Source organism: Brachyspira sp. G79, from assembly GCF_002379365.1.
GTDB lineage: Bacteria > Spirochaetota > Brachyspiria > Brachyspirales > Brachyspiraceae > Brachyspira.
The window spans coordinates 116,986-134,643 of the sequence record NZ_JQIU01000007.1 but is presented as its reverse complement, the minus strand read 5'-3'; the positions used below and the strand labels follow the sequence as shown (position 1 = coordinate 134,643).

The following is a 17,658-nucleotide window of genomic DNA, read 5'->3' as shown; positions in this document are numbered from 1 at the left end:
GAGAATGTTTATAATGATTCTTTTAGGCTTTATCCTTATGATAATTTAGTTTCTTATTACAGAGAGTTAAATAAGTAATATATGCAAAATTGTTTTAGTTTATTTATTTTATGGTATTATTTAAGTAATAAAAAATATAATACATATAGTTAAAAATCTATAAAGTTAAAAATTTTTCTGTATACTAAAAAAGAGAAGATATTATGAATCTCCTCTTTTTTTCTATTTTTTTATTAAATTTAATTAAAAATAAAATATGAAAATTATTTCTCTAAATATGAATAATGAAATCTGTATTTAGCTAAAGGATCTAATTTATAGTCTTTAAGTTTTTTATCAACCATTAAAACATTGGATCTATAATGTATAGGTATTATAGGCATATCATACATAAGTATAGCCTCAGCATCATGAAGGACTTTCATTCTCTCCTCTGGATTAACTATATATTTTGAGCTTTCTATAAGTTTGTCATATTCTGGATTATTGTATCCTGGGTTGCTCGGAGCATAGCTTAAATATAGTTCAAGCATAGTCATAGGATCATTATAATCACCAGTCCAGCCGCTTAAAACCATTTGATAGCTTAAATCTCTAAAACTTTGAAGTATAACAGACCATTCTCTAGGTACTATAACAGCATCAACTCCGATATTCTTCCACATTTGCTGTATAGCTTCTACCATAACAACATTTCCGTCATTGGCAACTAAAACTTCTATTACTGGATAATTTTCACCATTTGGGTATCCTGCTTCAGCCATTAATTTTTTAGCCTCTTCTATATTTTTCTGGTATTCATTTGTATTAACACTTATATAATCACCTCCGTTTGCTCTGAACTCTCCTTTATAATCGCTTATTAGTGGAGGTACAAAAGCTCCAGCAGGTATTTGTCCAGCTTTATTTACTGATTCTGTTATATAGTTTCTGTCTATAGCAAGTGCTAATGCTCTTCTTACTCTCGAATCACTAAATGCTTCATTAGTGAGATTTATTTCAAAGAATGTAGTACCATATGCCTGATTCATTACTATTAAACCTTCTTTTTGAAGATTTTCTATTTCCTGATTAGGCACTAGTGTAGAGAAATGTATTTGTCCGTTTCTTAAAGCAGCTAATGCTGTATTTTTATCGGCTACCATAGAAACAGTAATATTTTTTGCAACTAATTTATCTTTATCATAGTAGTTTGTATTAATTTCCATTACTATTTTATCATCTCTCACTCTTTCCGTCATTTTATAAGGACCATTTCCTATATAGCTTTCTGGTGTCTGAACCCAAGTGTCTCCGTATTCTTCTATAATATCTTTTCTCACAGGTACAAACATGTCAGCAAGCTCTAAAAAATATGCAGTAGGATTTTCTAATGTTATCTCTAAAGTATAATCATCTATTTTTTTTATTCCTAATTCCTCTGTACTCATTTCTCCTTTAGCTATTTTTAATGCATTTTTTACAGGGGCCATAAGAGAGGCATAAGGAGCTGCAGTTTTAGGGTCTACAAATCTTCTGTAGCTGTATACAAAATCATCAGCTGTTACTGGTTTTCCGTCAGACCATTTAGCATTTGTTCTTAGATAAAATATATAACTAAGTCCGTCTTCGCTCATTTTATAGTCTTCTGCCATTCCTCCAACCAAATTGCTGTCTTTATCCTTTTTCATAAGCCCTTCAAAGAAATGTCTTATATAAACAGTACCAGCACTTGCAGTATTAAGATGTGGGTCTATAGTGGCAACTTCTCCTCCTAATGATATAACTATAGAATTATTTTCATTAGAAGAGGATTTTGAAGAACAAGATAATGCCATAAATGAAAGCATTATGATAATAAATATATTTTTTTTAATCATGAAATTATCCTTAAATTATAGTGTATTATTATTTTAGTATAAAATAATAAAAACTACAAATTTTTTATAGAATAATAAATAGTATTAATGTTTATAGAAAAAATAAAAATAAATTAATTAGTCTGCTCCAAATAGCAATAATTAAATCTATGTCTTCCTAAAGGATTTAATACCAAATCTCTCAAATATGGATATACTATAAAAGAATCTGATCTATAATATAAAGGTATAATAGGCATTTCATCTAAAAGTATAGCTTCAGCCTCTCTCATATTTTTCATTCTTAGATTATTATCATATGATAATTTAGCCTCAGATATTAAACTGTCATATTTAGCATTTGAAAAACCAGAATGATTAACTCCTCCATAGCTTATCATAACATCAAGCATAGTCATAGGGTCATAATAATCACCAGTCCAGCCCATTCTTGCGATTTGATATTTTTTCTTTGTGAGTGCCAATAATGTAGCTGGGAACTCTTCCTCCTGTAAATCAGTATTTATATTTAAATTGTCTTTCCACATTTTTTTAATAGCCTCTCCAACTTCATAAAACATTCCAGGAGATACTTTTACCTGCAAAACAGGATAATTTTCTCCATTAGGATATCCAGCCTGAGCCATTAATTCTTTGGCTTTCATAATATTTTTTTCGTAGCTGTCTGTATCTATGTAATTAGATGACTCATCTCTAAAAGAATATCTAATACCTTTTACAGCAGGCGGTACAAAAGCTCCTGCAGGAGTTTGAGATCCTTTTATTATGTTATTAACTATATATTTTCTATCTATAGCAAGTGATAATGCCTGTCTTACTAGTTTATTTGTTAATGCTTCATTTGTTATATTTAATTCAAGATATATAGTTCCTATTGCATTATTTGGAACAATATATCCTTCATTTTTAAGATATTCTAGCTCATAAGCAGGGGCTTCTAATGCTGAAAAATGTATTTGTCCATTAGTAATTTGTTCAATAATATTTATTACATCAGAATTTGATACAAAAGTTATTCTTTTAGCTATTATTTCATTTTTATCATAGTAGTATGGATTTTCTTCAAATACTATTTTCTCATTTTCAATTATTTCTCTTAATTTATATTGTCCATTACAGATATATGTCTCAGGTTTTAGCGTCCATTCATCCCCGTATTTTTCTATAATATCCTCTCTCAAAGGCACAAATATTCCAGTAGAAGCCAAAAAGTCTATGAAGTACATAGATGGAGTTTCAAGTACTACTTTTAATGTATAATCATCTACAGCTTCAGCGGCTAAATTTGTTACACTCATAAGTCCCATTCTTATATCTTTTGCATTTTTTATAATTTCCATCATGTATGAGTATGAGGCATTAATATTAGGGTCTACAGCTCTTCTCCAACTGTATTGAAAATCATAAGCTGTTACTGGTTTTCCGTCAGACCATTTTGCATTTGTTCTTAGATGAAATATATATGTTAAACCATCTTTTGATATATCCCAGCTTTCTGCCATTCCAGCTTTTATATTATTATTAAGGTCTGTTTTTGTTAAACCTTCAAATGCATGCAATATGTATGTACTGACTACACCTATAGAGTTTAGTGTAGGATCTATTGTAGCAGGATTACTTCCCATATTAATTATTATATCTCTGGTTGGATCAATTTTTTGATTTTGATTATTGCAGGAAACGGTTACAATAATGATTATTAAATATAAAAAAATATTTTTCATTTTTTACGGGACTCCGAAATAAAAAATCATTAATTATATATTTAATTATTATATTAGATATTGGTATAAAGTCAATATTAATATATATATATTTTTGTGATTTAGTATAGTTATAATTATTATATAATTTCACAAAAATGTTTTTCTATGTATATGTTAAATATGATTAGTAAGTTTATAAGAAAATATTAATTTGCCCTGTGTAAAAATACAAAAAAAATATGTTCAATAATTAAAATTTAATTGACAATCAAATTTAAATTTACTATACTAGAGTTTATTAAAAAACGATTAATTTTATTCAAAAATATAAGTGGGGAGTTTTTTATGGATTTTAAAAAGATTTATCAAGAAAAGTTAACTACAGCAGAAGAAGCAGTTAAAGTTGTAAAATCAGGTGATTGGGTTGATTATGGCTGGGTAGTTGCTACTCCAATAGAATTGGATAAAGCTCTAGCTAAGAGACTTCCAGAATTAAAAGACCTTAATTTCAGAGGCGGTATATTGTTTTGGGAACCTGAAATATTCAAAGTTCCAGATGCTGCTAAGTATATGACTTGGAACTCATGGCATATGTCTGGATTGGAAAGAAAAGCAATAGATAAAGGTTTTTGTTTCTATGATCCTATACGTTATTCAGAAATGCCAAGATATTATAGAGATTTACCAAGAGGTATAGATGTAGCAATGTTCCAGGTATCAGAAATGGATGAAAACGGATATTTCAGTTTTGGACCTAATGCTTCACATATGCAGGCTATGCTTGAAAGAGCTAAATGTGTAATAGTAGAAGTTAATAAAAATATGCCAAGATGCTTAGGTGCTGCTAATATAGGGGGAGAATCGGTTCATATTAATCAGGTTAATATGATAGTTGAAGGTAATAATCCTCCTATAGTAGAAATGGGTGGTGGCGGAGCAGCTACAGAAGTTGATAAAACAGTAGCTAAACTTATAGTAGAAGAGATACCAAATGGAGCTTGTTTACAGTTAGGTATAGGCGGTATGCCTAATGCTGTAGGATCATTAATAGCACAATCTGATTTAAAAGATTTAGGTGTTCATACAGAAATGTATGTTGATGCATTTGTTGACATATCTTTAGCTGGAAAAATAACAGGTTCTAAAAAGAATATAGATAAAGGCAGACAAACTTATGCATTCGGTGCTGGTACTAAAAAACTTTATGATTATATACATAATAACCCTGAATGTTTATCAGCTCCAGTAGATTACACTAATGATGTAAGAGTGATATCTTCTATAGATAACTTTATGTCAATAAACAATGCTGTTGAAGTAGATTTATTTGGACAAGTTAGTGCTGAATCAACAGGATTTAAGCATATAAGCGGAGCAGGCGGACAATTAGACTTTGTATTAGGTGCTTATTTATCTAAAGGCGGTAAGAGCTTTATATGTTTGTCTTCAACAGTAAAAGGTAAAGACGGACAATTGCAATCAAGAATAGTTCCTAGTTTTGCTAATGGTACTATCGTAACAGATACTAGAGCTAATACTCATTATGTAGTAACAGAATATGGAAAAGTTAATTTGAAAGGATTAACTACTTGGCAAAGAGCAGAGGCTTTAATATCTATAGCTCATCCTGATTTTAGAGAAGGATTGATAAAAGATGCAGAAAAAGCTAAAATTTGGAGAAAAAGCAATAAATAAATTTGAATATTGATTATCATTTTTATATACTATTATTAAATAATATTGTTATAAGGAGAAAAAAATGTTTAAAACTACTGAACAACATGAAGCGTTCCGTGCTAAGGTCAGAGCTTGGGCAGAAGAGGTTGTTAAACCTATAGCAGTAGAGCTAGACCTTGATAACAAATTCCCAGATGCAGCTGTAGCTGAAATGGGTGAAAAAAAATTAAATATCATGGGTTTGCCTTATGATAAAAAATATGGCGGTGCAGGACTTGATGTATTAAGTTATGCAATAGCTGTAGAAGAACTTTCAAGAGTAGATGGCGGTGTAGGTGTTATATTATCAGCCCACACTTCTTTAGGTTCTTATCCTATTGATGCTTTCGGTACAGAAGAACAAAAGAAAAAATACTTAACTCCTCTTGCTAAAGGAGAAAAAATAGGTGCTTTCGGTTTAACTGAACCAGAAGCTGGTTCTGATGCAGGCGGTACAGAAACTACTGCTGTATTAAATGGTGATCATTATATTTTGAATGGTGAAAAAATCTTCATTACTAATGCTCCTAAAGCAGATACTTATGTAGTATTTGCTGTTACTACTCCTGGTATTGGTACTAGAGGAATCAGTGCTTTCATCGTAGAAAAAGGTTGGGAAGGTTTTGAATTTGGAGAACATTATAACAAATTAGGTATTCGTTCATCAGCTACTGCTCAATTACTTTTCAATGATGTTAAAGTTCCTAAAGAAAACTTACTTGGTAAAGAAGGTCAAGGATTTAAAATTGCTATGATGACTCTTGACGGCGGTCGTATTGGTATTGCTGCTCAAGCATTAGGTATAGCACAAGGAGCTTATGAAGCTGCTGTAGAATATGCTAAAGAAAGAATACAGTTTGGACGTCCTATTGCTCAGCAGCAAGCTATTGCTTTCAAACTTTCTGATATGGCTACTAAATTACGTGCTGCTAGATTCTTGGTTTACAGTGCTGCTGAATTAAAACAAGCTCATGAACCTTATGGTATGGAAGCTGCTATGGCTAAACAATATGCTTCTGATATAGGTTTGGAAGTAGTTAATGATGCACTTCAAATCCATGGCGGTAACGGTTATATTAAAGGTGCTTACATGGTTGAAAGAGCTTACCGTGATGCTAAGATCTGTACAATTTATGAAGGTACTAACGAAATTCAAAGAGTTGTTATTTCTGCTGCTATACTTGGTAAAATGCCTAAAGCTCCTGCAGGTGCTGTTGCTGGTCCTATGGCTAAAAAAGGTCCTATCACAGGTGAAAGAAGAAATATCATCTTCAAAGATGGTTCAGCTCAAGAAAAAGTTGATGCTTTGGTAGCTGCACTTAAAAAAGATGGAATTGATTTCTCTGTTGGTATAGATATTAATACTCCTATAGTTGATGCTGAAAGAGTAGTAAGTGCTGGTAAAGGTATTGGTGCTAAAGAAAACATGAAACTTGTTGAAGATTTAGCTAAAGCTGCTGGTGCTGCTATAGGTTGTTCTCGTCCTGTTGCTGAAGAATTAAGATACTTACCTATCAACAGATATGTTGGTATGTCTGGTCAAAAATTCAATGGTAACTTATATATAGCCTGCGGTATTTCTGGTGCTAACCAACACTTGAAAGGTATCAAAAATGCTGCTATTATTGTTGCTATCAATACTAGAGGAAATGCTAAAATATTCAAAAATGCTGACTATGGTATTGTTGGTGATGTTAAAGAAATTTTGCCTTTGTTAACTAAAGCATTAGGCGGTACTGCTGCTAAAAAACCTGCAGAAGTTCCATACAAAAAAATGAAAAAAATTGCTCCTAAGAAAACAATTGAAATACCTAAAATTTATGTATGCAGCGGTTGCGGTTATGAGTATAATCCATTCATTGGTGATCCTGAAGCAGAAATAGCTCCAGGTACAGACTTTACAGCTCTTCCTGAAGAATGGGTATGTCCTGAATGTAGTGAAGAAAAAGCTAACTTCATTAAGGCTTAAATATTAAAATTAAATAATAATAATTAGGAGGAAAATAATGCATTGCGTTAGAAAAGTTACTGAAGATTTATATTGGGTTGGAGCTAATGAACACCGCTTGGCTCTATTTGAAAACGTACACCCTTTAACTAAAGGTGTTTCTTATAACTCTTATGTTCTTTTAGATGAAAAAACAGTTCTTTTTGATACAGTTGACTGGGCTGTTTGCAGACAATTCTTAGATAACTTAGAATATGTTTTAAACGGTAAAAAACTTGACTACATGGTTATCAACCACATGGAACCAGACCATGCTGCTTCTATAGACGAAGTTTTAATAAGACATCCTGAAACTAAAGTTATTGCTACTGAAAAAGCATTTATGTTTATGGATCAGTTCGGATTTACTATTCCAGATGATAAAAAAATACAAGTAAAAGAAGGCGATACTCAAAAATTTGGTAAACACGAAATACTTTTCGTTGCTGCTCAAATGGTACACTGGCCTGAAGCTATGGTTAGCTTTGATACTACTAATGGTGTATTATTCTCTGCTGACGCTTTCGGTTCTTTCATTGCTTTAGACGGAAAACTATTCAATGATGAAGTTAACTTCGACAGAGATTGGTTAGATGAAGCTAGAAGATATTATACTAACATTGTTGGTAAATATGGTCCTCATGTACAAAACTTGCTCAAAAAAGCTGGTGGAATTATTGATAAAATTAAAATGTTCTGTCCTTTACATGGACCTGTTTGGAGAAACAATCTTGGATATATCCTCGATAAATACAATAAATGGAGTACATATGAACCTGAAGAAAAAGGTGTATTAATTGTATATGCTTCTATGTATGGTAATACTGAAAATATGGTTGGCGTTTTAGCTTGTAAATTAGCTGAAAAAGGTATTACAAACATCGTTATGCATGATGTATCAAGCACTGATGTTTCTTACTTGATTTCTGATACTTTCAAATTGAGCCATGTTGTATTAGCTTCTGTTACTTATAACCTAAATATTTATCCGCCTATGCATAACTATTTAGATGATATGAGAGCTCTTAATGTTCAAAAACGTAAATTTGCTATCATTGAAAATGGTTCTTGGGCTCCTAAATCTGGTGCTTTAATGCAGGAATTCATTGAAAATAATTTGAAACAATGTGAGATTTTAGATGCTCAAGTTTCTATTACTTCTTCTATGAAAGCTGCTAACGTTGGAGAAATGGATGCTTTAGTTGATGCTATAGTTGAATCTATGAAAAAATAATAATATAAAATAATATATTATTGAATAAAGGCCGATTCATGTTTTTATACTTGGATCGGCTTTTTTATATAAATGATTTTTGAATTTTGACGAAAATAATAGACAGTAAATATTGGGTGATAATAAGGAAATAGTTTTTTATGGTGAGTATTAAAAGACAAAGACAGATTAAATTATTTTTTATATTATCTATTATATTAATCATACTAATAATTTTATTTTTTACATTTGGATATTTTCCTTATGGGCTTCATAAAAAAAATATGTCTGAGCTAAAAATACCAAAAGATAGTATCGCATATATTAGTGTGAAAAGCCTTGACAAAAGCATACTTAAATTTTCTGATTCTATATATGCATATAGAATATCTCATGACGAATCTATGTATGATTTTTCTATTCTTGTTAGAAGTGTAGATGCATTCGCAAACAGATTAAAAACAAATGATAATTTTTTTGTAAAAATGGTTTCCGATTCAATATTAAAAAGAAATGCCGCTTTACTCTTTTGGGGATATAATGGAACATTAGAAAACTCTGAAATTTTTTATTTATTTGATGTTGGAAGATTAAATTCTTTTTTATTAAATGCTTTTTTCAATTCTGAAACTCTTACAATTGGAAATGATACTTATAATTTAAAAAAAATTAATTATGATGGTAATAGAATATATGCTTTAGATAATGGAAGTCCTTATTTCTTTTTTAGTTTTTATAAAGGTATTTTAATATCTGCTAAAAATTATAATCATATTAAGAAATTTATAGACTTTTTAAACTCAAAACCTTCTGATTTAAAGGATATAGCTTTGCTTGATAAAGTAAAAATTGAATATAATCCAGATATTTCTTTTTATGTTAATAAGAATTTATTTGATTATAATAAATGCGAAGGTTCTCTTTTATTTGCTCCTTTAAAATATTTTGATAATGTTTATACTATATATGGAAATATCAAGCTTAATGACGATAACGGACTTTGTGACATTTTTGCTGATTATGAGTACGGAGGTTCTGACAGATATTCTCTTTACGGATTAAATGGAAATATAGATATACAAAATTATCTCTCAAAGGATAGTACTATTATGTATTTTGGACTTAAATCGTATTTGGCTGGTCTTTATCCCATAATATATAATGATTTGAAACTTAAACATAATAATGAGCTTTCTTCTGAAATATTTAATCTATTTACAAAGATGAATGATGTATATTCATTTGGAAGTATAATTAATGATCTTTATGGGGAAATAGCTGTTGCTTATATAGAATCTAAAAGATCTGAACTTATTTATCCTGTTATTATATTTAATATAGAAAATGATAATTCTCTTTTGCCTAAATTAGAAATAGCACTTTTAAATAAATATCCTACTCTCAATAAAGGTGAAAGAAGTTATAATAATAATTTTATATATTCTTATGATAATGGTTCTAATGTGCTTTATTATACATTTGTAGACAGTATATATTTTGCAAGCGAAGATGAAAAGGCAATAGAAACAGTAATTGATAACAGCTACTCTTCAGATACTTTGGAATCATATATAAAATCTCAAACTTCCAAAGATATGAATGCTGATTATATATTTACAATACAGCTTTCTAAATCTCAGGATATATTAAGAAATTTTGATATACCTCTTAGAACTTGGAGCTATCCTAATAGTATTATAGTGGGTTCTACTATTGGCTCAAATTATACTCATATTAATATTGACTTTAAGGCTAATTTTAATAGTGTAACTAAATAGTTATTATCATTATTAATGGTTGATAAATATAATTATTCATATATAATAGTCATTATTTTGGGAGAGAAATTTATTTTATGTCTATAATTGATAAACTTTCTTTAGTAGAAAATACATATGAAGATATAGTGCAGAAACTTAATGATGCAAATATAAAAGATAATAGAGTTATTCAGGATTTAATGAAAAAAAAATCTGAGATAGAAGATATTGTTGAAGAGTACAGAAAATTAAAGTCAGTATTAAAAGAAATAGATGAATCAAATGAGATGGTTAATAATCCAGAAACTGATAAAGACCTTAAAGAGATGGCATTGGCAGAAATAGAAGAACTTAATCAAAAAAAAGAAGATATAATAAATTCTCTTAGACTTCTGCTTCTTCCAAAAGATAAAAATGATGGAAAAAATATCATAGTAGAAATAAGAGTGGGTACTGGAGGCGATGAATCCGCTTTATTTGTTGGAGATTTGTTTAGAATGTATAGCCGTTTTATAGAGAGAGCCAATTTAAAAATGGAGATAATAGATACAAGTCCTACAGAACTAGGAGGCTATAAAGAGGTTATATTTTCTGTTTCTGGAAAAAATGCCTATAGAGCATTAAAATTTGAAAGCGGTACGCATAGAGTGCAGAGAATACCAGCTACAGAATCTGGAGGACGTATTCATACTTCGGCTTCTACTGTTGCTGTTATGCCTGAGGCTATGGAAAGTGATGTTGTTATTAAAGATGAAGATATAAGAGTTGATATATTCCGTTCAAGTGGTCCTGGAGGACAGTCTGTTAATACTACTGACAGTGCTGTTAGGATTACACATTTGCCTACAGGATTGGTAGTTCAGTGTCAGGACGAAAAGAGCCAGCATAAAAATAAGGCTAAGGCTTTAAAGGTACTTCGTGCTAGGATATATGAAAAAGAAGAGGCCGAAAGAAAGGCAAAAGAGGCAAAAGAAAGAAGAGAACAGATTGGTTCTGGTGATAGGAGTGAGAGAATAAGGACCTATAACTTCCCTCAAAACAGAGTTACTGATCATAGAATAAATCTTACTCTTTATAAACTTGACAGATTTATGGACGGTGAAATAACTGAGATAACTGATGCATTATTTAAAAAAGAGCAAGAAGATATGCTTGCATCATATTCTGATTAGTATTTTTTATTGTTGACGGATTATTTATGAAAGATGTAGAAAACATATTCGGCGAAGAAAAAATTATTCATAATATATATAATAATGAAGATACTATAATTGATTATATAAAAAGTTTTGATAATGTTTTATACTGTGATTATTCTTATGGCAGTGATGATGATTATTTGATGGGATTATTTGCTTATCATAAAAATGATAAATATATTTTTGGAGAGTTTGGATCTTTTAAAGAGAATAGAGATGAATTAAAACTTGTAGTAAGCGATTATCCAGAAATTATAACTATAGACAGCTATGAACTTACTAATGATAAGTTTATAGATTTGCTTAATTTATATAATATTTCTATGTGTCAGATGTATTCTTTACTTGGAGAAAGTAAAATAAAAAATATAAAATCAAATGCTTTAAAAAGAATTAATTTAAATGAATATAAAGAAATTTTCCCGCATAGATATATAAATAACAGAATAAAAATGTATAAAAGAAATAAATATGAAAGAACTGCTGTATACAATATATTAGATGATTTGGCATACAGATGTCCTTATTGCGGAGCTACTTCTCTTTTAAAAATAATAGATAATAAAACTAATAATTTTAAAGATGTGCTTATAAATGAACTTTATAATGAGCATATGGAGGATAGTTTATATGTATGCCGTATTTGTAATTTAATATCCAGAACTCCTGATGATATTATGGATTATATTTAATAATTTAAAGAGGTTATAAAAAATGAGTTTTTTAATATTGATTGATAAATCTTTTGATAATGAGTTTTCTAAAGAGTTTGATGATATTTTTTATAATAAAGCTAAAATTTTAAAAATAATTTAGATTGTGATATTAAATATATAGAAAATAATGATCTTGAGAATATAGAAAATTATTTAAATAATATTTATAAAGAAAGTGAGAATTATGATAATATAATTTATATACCAAGTGACATGCCTCTTTTCAATATTGAAGAGACTATTAAACTTACAAAAATTCATGAAGAAAATATAGCTTATTTCAGTTATGGAGAGAATTATCCTTCTGGTATTGTTCCTTTTATAATAAGAAGAACAGCATTTGAGAAATTATTTAATATTATAAAGACAAAAAATATAAAACCTTCTGAAAATGCTGTGAGCAATATAGTATTTGTTGACCCTAATTTTTTTGAGATAGAAATACTTATATCCGAATATGACATGAGATATTACAGGCTTTATCTATTTGCTGATAGTAAAAGAAATGCCATTCTTATAAAAAGGCTTATTAATAATGAAAGCTATAAAGAAATGACCGACTTAATAAAAAATAATCCAAGCATAAGAAGAACTCTGCCTTCATATATAGAAATAGATATTAATAACAGACAAAATGTTATAAACAGATATTTATTGAAAAATCAAACCATAAAAACAGAACTTAACAAAGAGGAAAAAAATATAACTTTAGAAGAGTTTAAAACTATTTATAATAAAATATTAAGTTTCTGCGGTGATTTTCATATGTCTATAGGCAGCTATTATGAGCCTCTTTTAAATAGCGAATTGTTTGACATATTGTACTTTGCTATTCAAAATAAGAATGTTAATATATATTTAGAGACTAATGCTTTGCTTCTTGACAGCGAAAAAGCTAAAAGATTAATAAATATGCAGTCAGAAAATTCTAATTTGCATGTCATTATTCATTTAGATACCATAGATGAAAATGTTTATAATAAAATATATGAAAGCGGTGATATAAAAACTATTATGTCAAATATAGATTATTACTTGCTTAGAGAACCCAAAAATACATATATGCAGATAGTAAAGCAGAAAGATAATTTTGATTGTTTAGCTTCATATTATAAATATTTTGATAAATATAAAATAGATATTATAATGCAGAAATATTATACTTACAGAGGTATTATAGATGATAACAGAGTAGGGGATATGGCTCCTCTTATTAATACTGGCTGCTGGCATTTGGCACGTGATTTATTTATAGATTCTTACGGAGATGTTTATATTTGTAGGTTTGATATTAATAAAGAAAAGAAAATATCTTCCATATATGATACTTCTTTAGAGGATATATGGACTTCATTAGATAAATATTATGCTTTAAAAGATTTGGATTTTTGTAATAAATGCGATGAATGGTATTTATATAATTTTTAATTGATAATTATGGAACATATAGTAGTAAGATATTTAGAGTTTGTTTTAGCTTGTTATGTTGTCAGATTTTTATCTATAAGGCTTGTATTAGAATTTCAGTTTGTTAAGAAATTTTATTATATGAGAGAGATACTTCCTGGTGTGCGTAATTGGAATAACAGGCTTAAACTTGTTTATTATTTTGAGCTTTTTTCTTTTATTCAAAGTTTATTTATAGCATTATTTTTTATTGTTTTTTTGAGTTTGTACCTTTAAATGATCATATAAAATTAATTATTGGATTTTTAATGTACTCTTCTCTTATAATAGCAGATAAAGCAAGATTTTCTATCATACATACAAATTATCCTTATTCTCTTTTTATAATGGATACTGCTATATTTTTATTTATTAGTCTTTTGCAGTTTATAGTAATGGCATTTATGAATGCTGCTTTATAAAATAGATTATTAGGGAAAAAATTGTTTTAGTATTTAAAATCAATATAAAGTTATATTGTCAAAATAATTTATATGTAATAACCATTTTTGTATTAATTTTGCTCTATTGTGATAGAAGCCCCTATATCCATAGAATGAGTTTTGCCTTTATAGCTGGCTTTTTCTGATATTATAGAATTATCCATAAAAGCATTTGATATATTTACATCTTCAAATATAATACAGTTTTTTAATATAGAGTTTTCTATTTTTGAGTTTTTTCCTATATGTACATAAGGTCCTATTACAGAACTTTCTATTTTTACATCTTTATCTATAAATACAGGCGGTATTATAGCGGTATCTTTTATTCCTTTACTTAATATTTCATGTTGTATGATAGTTTTATTGGTTTCTATCATAGTAGATTTCTCACCGCAGTCATACCAGCCATCTAATTTGAATGTTTTAAATATGATGCCTTCTTTTATCATATGTTCTAGTGCATCTGTAAGCTGATATTCATTTTTAGTTTTTATATCATTGTTTATTATGTATTCTATGGCAGAAAATAATTCTTTAGAGTTTACTATATTGTACATTCCTGTAAGAGCCAAATTACTTATAGGTTCTTTAGGTTTTTCTACTAATTTTGTTATAACTCCATTATCATCTAATATAGCAACTCCAAATCTGCTTGGATTATCTACTTCGCATACACCTAAAGAGTTTTCATTTTTGCTTACTATATTTGATAAATTTAACTTAAATATAGTATCTCCCAATATTATAAATATTTTATCATCATCTTTTATATATTCTTTTGTGAGATAAATGGCATGTGCTAAGCCTTTATATTCCTTTTGTTCTACAAATGTTAATTTTATATTTTTGTATTTATTTGTTAAGTATTCGATCATCTGATCTTTTAAATATCCAACTATAAAAATTACCTCTTCTAAATTATCTATAGAAGAAATCTCAGTCATAATAAAATCTATAATAGTAGAACCTGCTATAGGAAGTATTGGTTTTGGTTTTGTAATAGTATGAGGTCTTAATCTTGTACCTTCACCTGCTGCTGGTATAATAACTTTCAATTTTCAATCCTTAAAAAAATCTTTTATATATAATAATATATATAAAAGATTTAATAAAATCAATATAAATTTTGTTATTTTATTAAATTAACTAATAAAGCATTAGCTAATTCCTCATTAGATCCAGTTAAATATTTTACTAATTCCAAAGCAAAAAATACGGTAGTAGCAGGACCTTTAGAAGTAATAACATTATCATTGCATACAACAATATCTTTCTCTACATATTCTCCGCCTTTAACAGAGCTTTCACAGCTAGGATAGCAAGTGTATTTTCCTTTAATAACTCCAGCCTCGCCAAGCACTATAGGAGAAGCACATATTGCAGCTACTAATTTTTTATCTTCATACATTGTTCTGATTTTTTCAATAACTCTCATATCTGCTTTAAGATTGTTCATTCCGCCGTAGCCTCCAGCAAGTGCTATAGCATCAAAATCGTAATTCATTATTTTTTCTAAAGAAGCATCAGCTTTTATAACTATATTATGAGCTCCTTTTACTTCCAAATTATCAGTTAATGATGCTGTAATAACTTCTAATCCTCCTCTTCTTAAAACATCAATGATTGTTACAGCTTCTACTTCTTCAACACCTTCAGCTAATGGTACTAAAACTTTTTTTGACATAATCATATGCTCCTTTTCATTATAATATATTAGTAATATGATAATATTATATTACTAATATTGCAAGTAATTATATTATTATTTAATTTTATTAATTTCATTTAATGCTTTTTCATATCCTAAATCAGCAGATTTTTTTAAGTATTTATTAGATTTATTTATGTACTTTTCTTTTATTTCTTCATCTTTTTCATGTTTAGAGAGTATATTATAAAGTTTATATAAATCATAATATGCTATATAGTCTTCATTATTAAACTCTAATGTAAGTTTTAAATATTTAATTGCCTTTTTATATTTTTTCTTTTTTCTGTATGATACTGACATTAGATAGTAGGCATCAGAATATGCCTGATTTTTTATTATTACTTTTTCTAAATCTTCAATAGCTTTATCATAATCTTCATTATCAATATAAACTTCAGCTCTGTAATAGTAGGCATCACTGTCATGAGGATATATTTCTATAGATTTATTATAAGTTTCTATAGCTTTTTCATAGTTTTCTATTTCATAATAAACTCTTGCTAAATTATGATATGCATCTAAATTATTACCATCAAGCTCTATAACTTTTACTAAATCACTAATGGCTTCATCGTATTTTTTATTTTGTATATTGTTTAAAGCACTATAAAAATATTTATTTTTTTCATCAATCATTATGAATAGTCCTGTTTTTAATATAATTATTTTTATATTATATAATAAAAACTATAATATTGAAATTGTTAAAAATAACACCTATTTATTTAATTCTTTTATCAGTTTAGAAGCCTCTTCAAATCTTTTTTTTATTTCTTTCCAATTTTTCTCTTCCATTAAGTTTCTAGGGCAAAGCCAAGATCCTCCGCAGGCAAATACATGCTTGTTTTCTAGGTATTCTTTTATATTATCAATGTTTACTCCTCCCAAAGGCATAAACTTAACACCAGTATGCTGATAAACAGGAGCTATGTTTTTTATCCAATTAATTCCTCCAAATAAACCTGCATGGAAAAATTTTATATATTTATGTCCGTAAGATAAACACTGCTCAAGCTCAGAAGGTGTTGCAGCTCCAGGTATATAATTATATTTTTTAGTTTTAGCATATTCAAGCATAATAGGCTGAAAACCAGGGCTTATTATTATATCAGTTCCCAAATCAAGTATTTTATCAACTTGCTCTATGCTTAAAACAGTAGCTGCAGCCCTTGGAAGAGTAGGGTAGTCTTTTGCTAATATTTCTAAAGCCTTATATCCATATTCTGTTCTCAGTGTCAATTCTATAGAAGGCAGAAACTCCAAACAAAGTTCGGCTATATTTCTTATCTCTTCTTCATTTTCTACAACCACTACTGGTATAATCTTATTTTGTATATATTTTTCAAACATAAAAACTCCATAAAAAATAATAGGTTATTTTAATTTATCATAATTAACTGTTAAAGTAAATATTATTAGAATTATATTAACAATGATTATGTAATTTATATTATAAAATTTGAAAAGTGAATGTATAATATCATTAATATAAAAAATAATAAAAAAATAAGAGAGTTTAAATATTAAAAATACTTAAACTCTCTTAAATAGATAATATTTTTGTTTTTTATTATATATTTTCTTTTAATAAACTTATTATCTCTTCTTTACTTAATACCTTTCCATATGAAAGCACTTTGTCATCTAAAACTAAAGCAGGTGTCGACATTACACCGTAAGAAGCTATTTCAGCCATATCCTCTACATACTGAACTATCAAATCTAGTTTAGTTTCTTCAATAGCGGCTATTACATTTTCTTCTAATTTTTGACAGTTAGAACATCCAGTTCCAAGTATTTTTACTCTGGCTTCTACTGGAGACTCTTTATTTGTTTCCTCTTCACCGAAGAGATTGATTGAAGGTCCTCAGCCGCAGTTTCCACCGAAAAAAAGATCTT

16 protein-coding genes and 1 pseudogene are annotated in these 17,658 nt (G+C 28.4%); 10 read left to right on the top strand and 7 right to left on the bottom strand.

Annotation, left to right across the window (positions count from 1 at the left end; translation table 11 throughout):
* Nucleotides 1-263: 263 nt before the first annotated feature.
* Both KQ44_RS00675 and KQ44_RS00670 read right to left on the bottom strand, forming a co-directional pair.
* Nucleotides 264-1,859 (bottom strand): peptide ABC transporter substrate-binding protein, encoded by a 1,596-nt coding sequence (locus KQ44_RS00675; protein ID WP_240516403.1) that lies wholly within the window; start codon nucleotides 1,857-1,859, stop codon nucleotides 264-266.
* Between the two features lie 113 nt (nucleotides 1,860-1,972).
* Complete coding sequence (locus tag KQ44_RS00670; protein WP_096735810.1) at nucleotides 1,973-3,583, bottom strand: peptide ABC transporter substrate-binding protein; 1,611 nt, start codon at nucleotides 3,581-3,583, stop codon at nucleotides 1,973-1,975.
* Between the two features lie 327 nt (nucleotides 3,584-3,910).
* Between KQ44_RS00670 and KQ44_RS00665 the strand changes: the two genes are divergently transcribed.
* The 10 genes and pseudogenes from KQ44_RS00665 to KQ44_RS14640 all read left to right on the top strand — a co-directional run bounded on the left by KQ44_RS00665 (nucleotide 3,911) and on the right by KQ44_RS14640 (nucleotide 14,024).
* Complete coding sequence (locus KQ44_RS00665) at nucleotides 3,911-5,260, top strand: butyryl-CoA:acetate CoA-transferase (protein WP_096735809.1); 1,350 nt, start codon at nucleotides 3,911-3,913, stop codon at nucleotides 5,258-5,260.
* Nucleotides 5,261-5,324: 64 nt separating this feature from the next.
* Nucleotides 5,325-6,452 (top strand): annotated as a pseudogene (locus KQ44_RS14655) (acyl-CoA dehydrogenase family protein); the annotation flags it as partial.
* Nucleotides 6,453-6,470: 18 nt separating this feature from the next.
* Nucleotides 6,471-7,250: an FAD-binding protein gene (locus tag KQ44_RS15510; protein WP_346426123.1), complete on the top strand. Its 780-nt coding sequence runs from the start codon at nucleotides 6,471-6,473 to the stop codon at nucleotides 7,248-7,250.
* A gap of 37 nt (nucleotides 7,251-7,287) precedes the next feature.
* Nucleotides 7,288-8,502, top strand: a complete 1,215-nt coding sequence (locus KQ44_RS00655; protein ID WP_096735807.1) for an FprA family A-type flavoprotein — start codon at nucleotides 7,288-7,290, stop codon at nucleotides 8,500-8,502.
* 140 nt (nucleotides 8,503-8,642) lie between these two features.
* Nucleotides 8,643-10,259 (top strand): hypothetical protein, encoded by a 1,617-nt coding sequence (locus KQ44_RS00650; RefSeq protein ID WP_096735806.1) that lies wholly within the window; start codon nucleotides 8,643-8,645, stop codon nucleotides 10,257-10,259.
* Nucleotides 10,260-10,336: 77 nt separating this feature from the next.
* Nucleotides 10,337-11,413 (top strand): peptide chain release factor 1, encoded by a 1,077-nt coding sequence (prfA, locus tag KQ44_RS00645; RefSeq protein ID WP_096735805.1) that lies wholly within the window; start codon nucleotides 10,337-10,339, stop codon nucleotides 11,411-11,413.
* Nucleotides 11,414-11,439: 26 nt separating this feature from the next.
* Nucleotides 11,440-12,132 carry a hypothetical protein gene (locus KQ44_RS00640; protein ID WP_096735804.1) on the top strand — a complete coding sequence of 231 codons (693 nt, stop codon included), beginning with the start codon at nucleotides 11,440-11,442 and terminating at the stop codon, nucleotides 12,130-12,132.
* 132 nt (nucleotides 12,133-12,264) lie between these two features.
* Nucleotides 12,265-13,584 carry a spiro-SPASM protein gene (locus KQ44_RS00635; RefSeq protein WP_346426122.1) on the top strand — a complete coding sequence of 440 codons (1,320 nt, stop codon included), beginning with the start codon at nucleotides 12,265-12,267 and terminating at the stop codon, nucleotides 13,582-13,584.
* 9 nt (nucleotides 13,585-13,593) lie between these two features.
* Complete coding sequence (locus tag KQ44_RS14645; RefSeq protein WP_240516402.1) at nucleotides 13,594-13,839, top strand: hypothetical protein; 246 nt, start codon at nucleotides 13,594-13,596, stop codon at nucleotides 13,837-13,839.
* A gap of 32 nt (nucleotides 13,840-13,871) precedes the next feature.
* Nucleotides 13,872-14,024 (top strand): hypothetical protein, encoded by a 153-nt coding sequence (locus tag KQ44_RS14640; protein WP_240516401.1) that lies wholly within the window; start codon nucleotides 13,872-13,874, stop codon nucleotides 14,022-14,024.
* A 92-nt stretch (nucleotides 14,025-14,116) separates the two neighbouring features.
* On the opposite strand, the gene KQ44_RS00625 is transcribed toward KQ44_RS14640, so the two are convergent.
* The 5 genes from KQ44_RS00625 to KQ44_RS00605 all read right to left on the bottom strand — a co-directional run bounded on the left by KQ44_RS00625 (nucleotide 14,117) and on the right by KQ44_RS00605 (nucleotide 17,617).
* Nucleotides 14,117-15,103 (bottom strand): sugar phosphate nucleotidyltransferase, encoded by a 987-nt coding sequence (locus KQ44_RS00625; RefSeq protein ID WP_096735803.1) that lies wholly within the window; start codon nucleotides 15,101-15,103, stop codon nucleotides 14,117-14,119.
* A gap of 74 nt (nucleotides 15,104-15,177) precedes the next feature.
* Nucleotides 15,178-15,732 (bottom strand): DJ-1 family glyoxalase III, encoded by a 555-nt coding sequence (locus tag KQ44_RS00620; RefSeq protein ID WP_096735802.1) that lies wholly within the window; start codon nucleotides 15,730-15,732, stop codon nucleotides 15,178-15,180.
* Between the two features lie 78 nt (nucleotides 15,733-15,810).
* On the bottom strand, nucleotides 15,811-16,395 hold the full coding sequence (locus KQ44_RS00615) for a tetratricopeptide repeat protein (RefSeq protein ID WP_096735801.1): 585 nt from the start codon (nucleotides 16,393-16,395) through the stop codon (nucleotides 15,811-15,813).
* A gap of 81 nt (nucleotides 16,396-16,476) precedes the next feature.
* A complete protein-coding gene (gene eda, locus KQ44_RS00610; RefSeq protein ID WP_096735800.1) occupies nucleotides 16,477-17,109 on the bottom strand; it encodes a bifunctional 4-hydroxy-2-oxoglutarate aldolase/2-dehydro-3-deoxy-phosphogluconate aldolase in 633 nt (210 codons plus the stop codon).
* Nucleotides 17,110-17,329: 220 nt separating this feature from the next.
* The gene (locus KQ44_RS00605; protein ID WP_096735799.1) at nucleotides 17,330-17,617 is read right to left on the bottom strand and encodes a thioredoxin family protein; all 288 of its coding nucleotides are present in this window, start codon (nucleotides 17,615-17,617) and stop codon (nucleotides 17,330-17,332) included.
* Between the last annotated feature and the right edge of the window lie 41 nt (nucleotides 17,618-17,658).

Bases quoted from the DNA above. Each gene is read 5' to 3' on its own strand.
- KQ44_RS15510 (WP_346426123.1), top strand. From the start codon at position 6,471: ATGCCTAAAGCTCCTGCAGGTGCTGTTGCTGGTCCTATGGCTAAAAAA.
- KQ44_RS00650 (WP_096735806.1), top strand. From the start codon at position 8,643: ATGGTGAGTATTAAAAGACAAAGACAGATTAAATTATTTTTTATATTA.
- KQ44_RS00640 (WP_096735804.1), top strand. From the start codon at position 11,440: ATGAAAGATGTAGAAAACATATTCGGCGAAGAAAAAATTATTCATAAT.
- KQ44_RS00620 (WP_096735802.1), bottom strand. From the start codon at position 15,732: ATGTCAAAAAAAGTTTTAGTACCATTAGCTGAAGGTGTTGAAGAAGTA.
- KQ44_RS00655 (WP_096735807.1), top strand. From the start codon at position 7,288: ATGCATTGCGTTAGAAAAGTTACTGAAGATTTATATTGGGTTGGAGCT.
- KQ44_RS00675 (WP_240516403.1), bottom strand. From the start codon at position 1,859: ATGATTAAAAAAAATATATTTATTATCATAATGCTTTCATTTATGGCA.
- eda (WP_096735800.1), bottom strand. From the start codon at position 17,109: ATGTTTGAAAAATATATACAAAATAAGATTATACCAGTAGTGGTTGTA.
- KQ44_RS14645 (WP_240516402.1), top strand. From the start codon at position 13,594: ATGGAACATATAGTAGTAAGATATTTAGAGTTTGTTTTAGCTTGTTAT.
- KQ44_RS00615 (WP_096735801.1), bottom strand. From the start codon at position 16,395: ATGATTGATGAAAAAAATAAATATTTTTATAGTGCTTTAAACAATATA.
- prfA (WP_096735805.1), top strand. From the start codon at position 10,337: ATGTCTATAATTGATAAACTTTCTTTAGTAGAAAATACATATGAAGAT.
- KQ44_RS00665 (WP_096735809.1), top strand. From the start codon at position 3,911: ATGGATTTTAAAAAGATTTATCAAGAAAAGTTAACTACAGCAGAAGAA.
- KQ44_RS14640 (WP_240516401.1), top strand. From the start codon at position 13,872: ATGTACTCTTCTCTTATAATAGCAGATAAAGCAAGATTTTCTATCATA.
- KQ44_RS00670 (WP_096735810.1), bottom strand. From the start codon at position 3,583: ATGAAAAATATTTTTTTATATTTAATAATCATTATTGTAACCGTTTCC.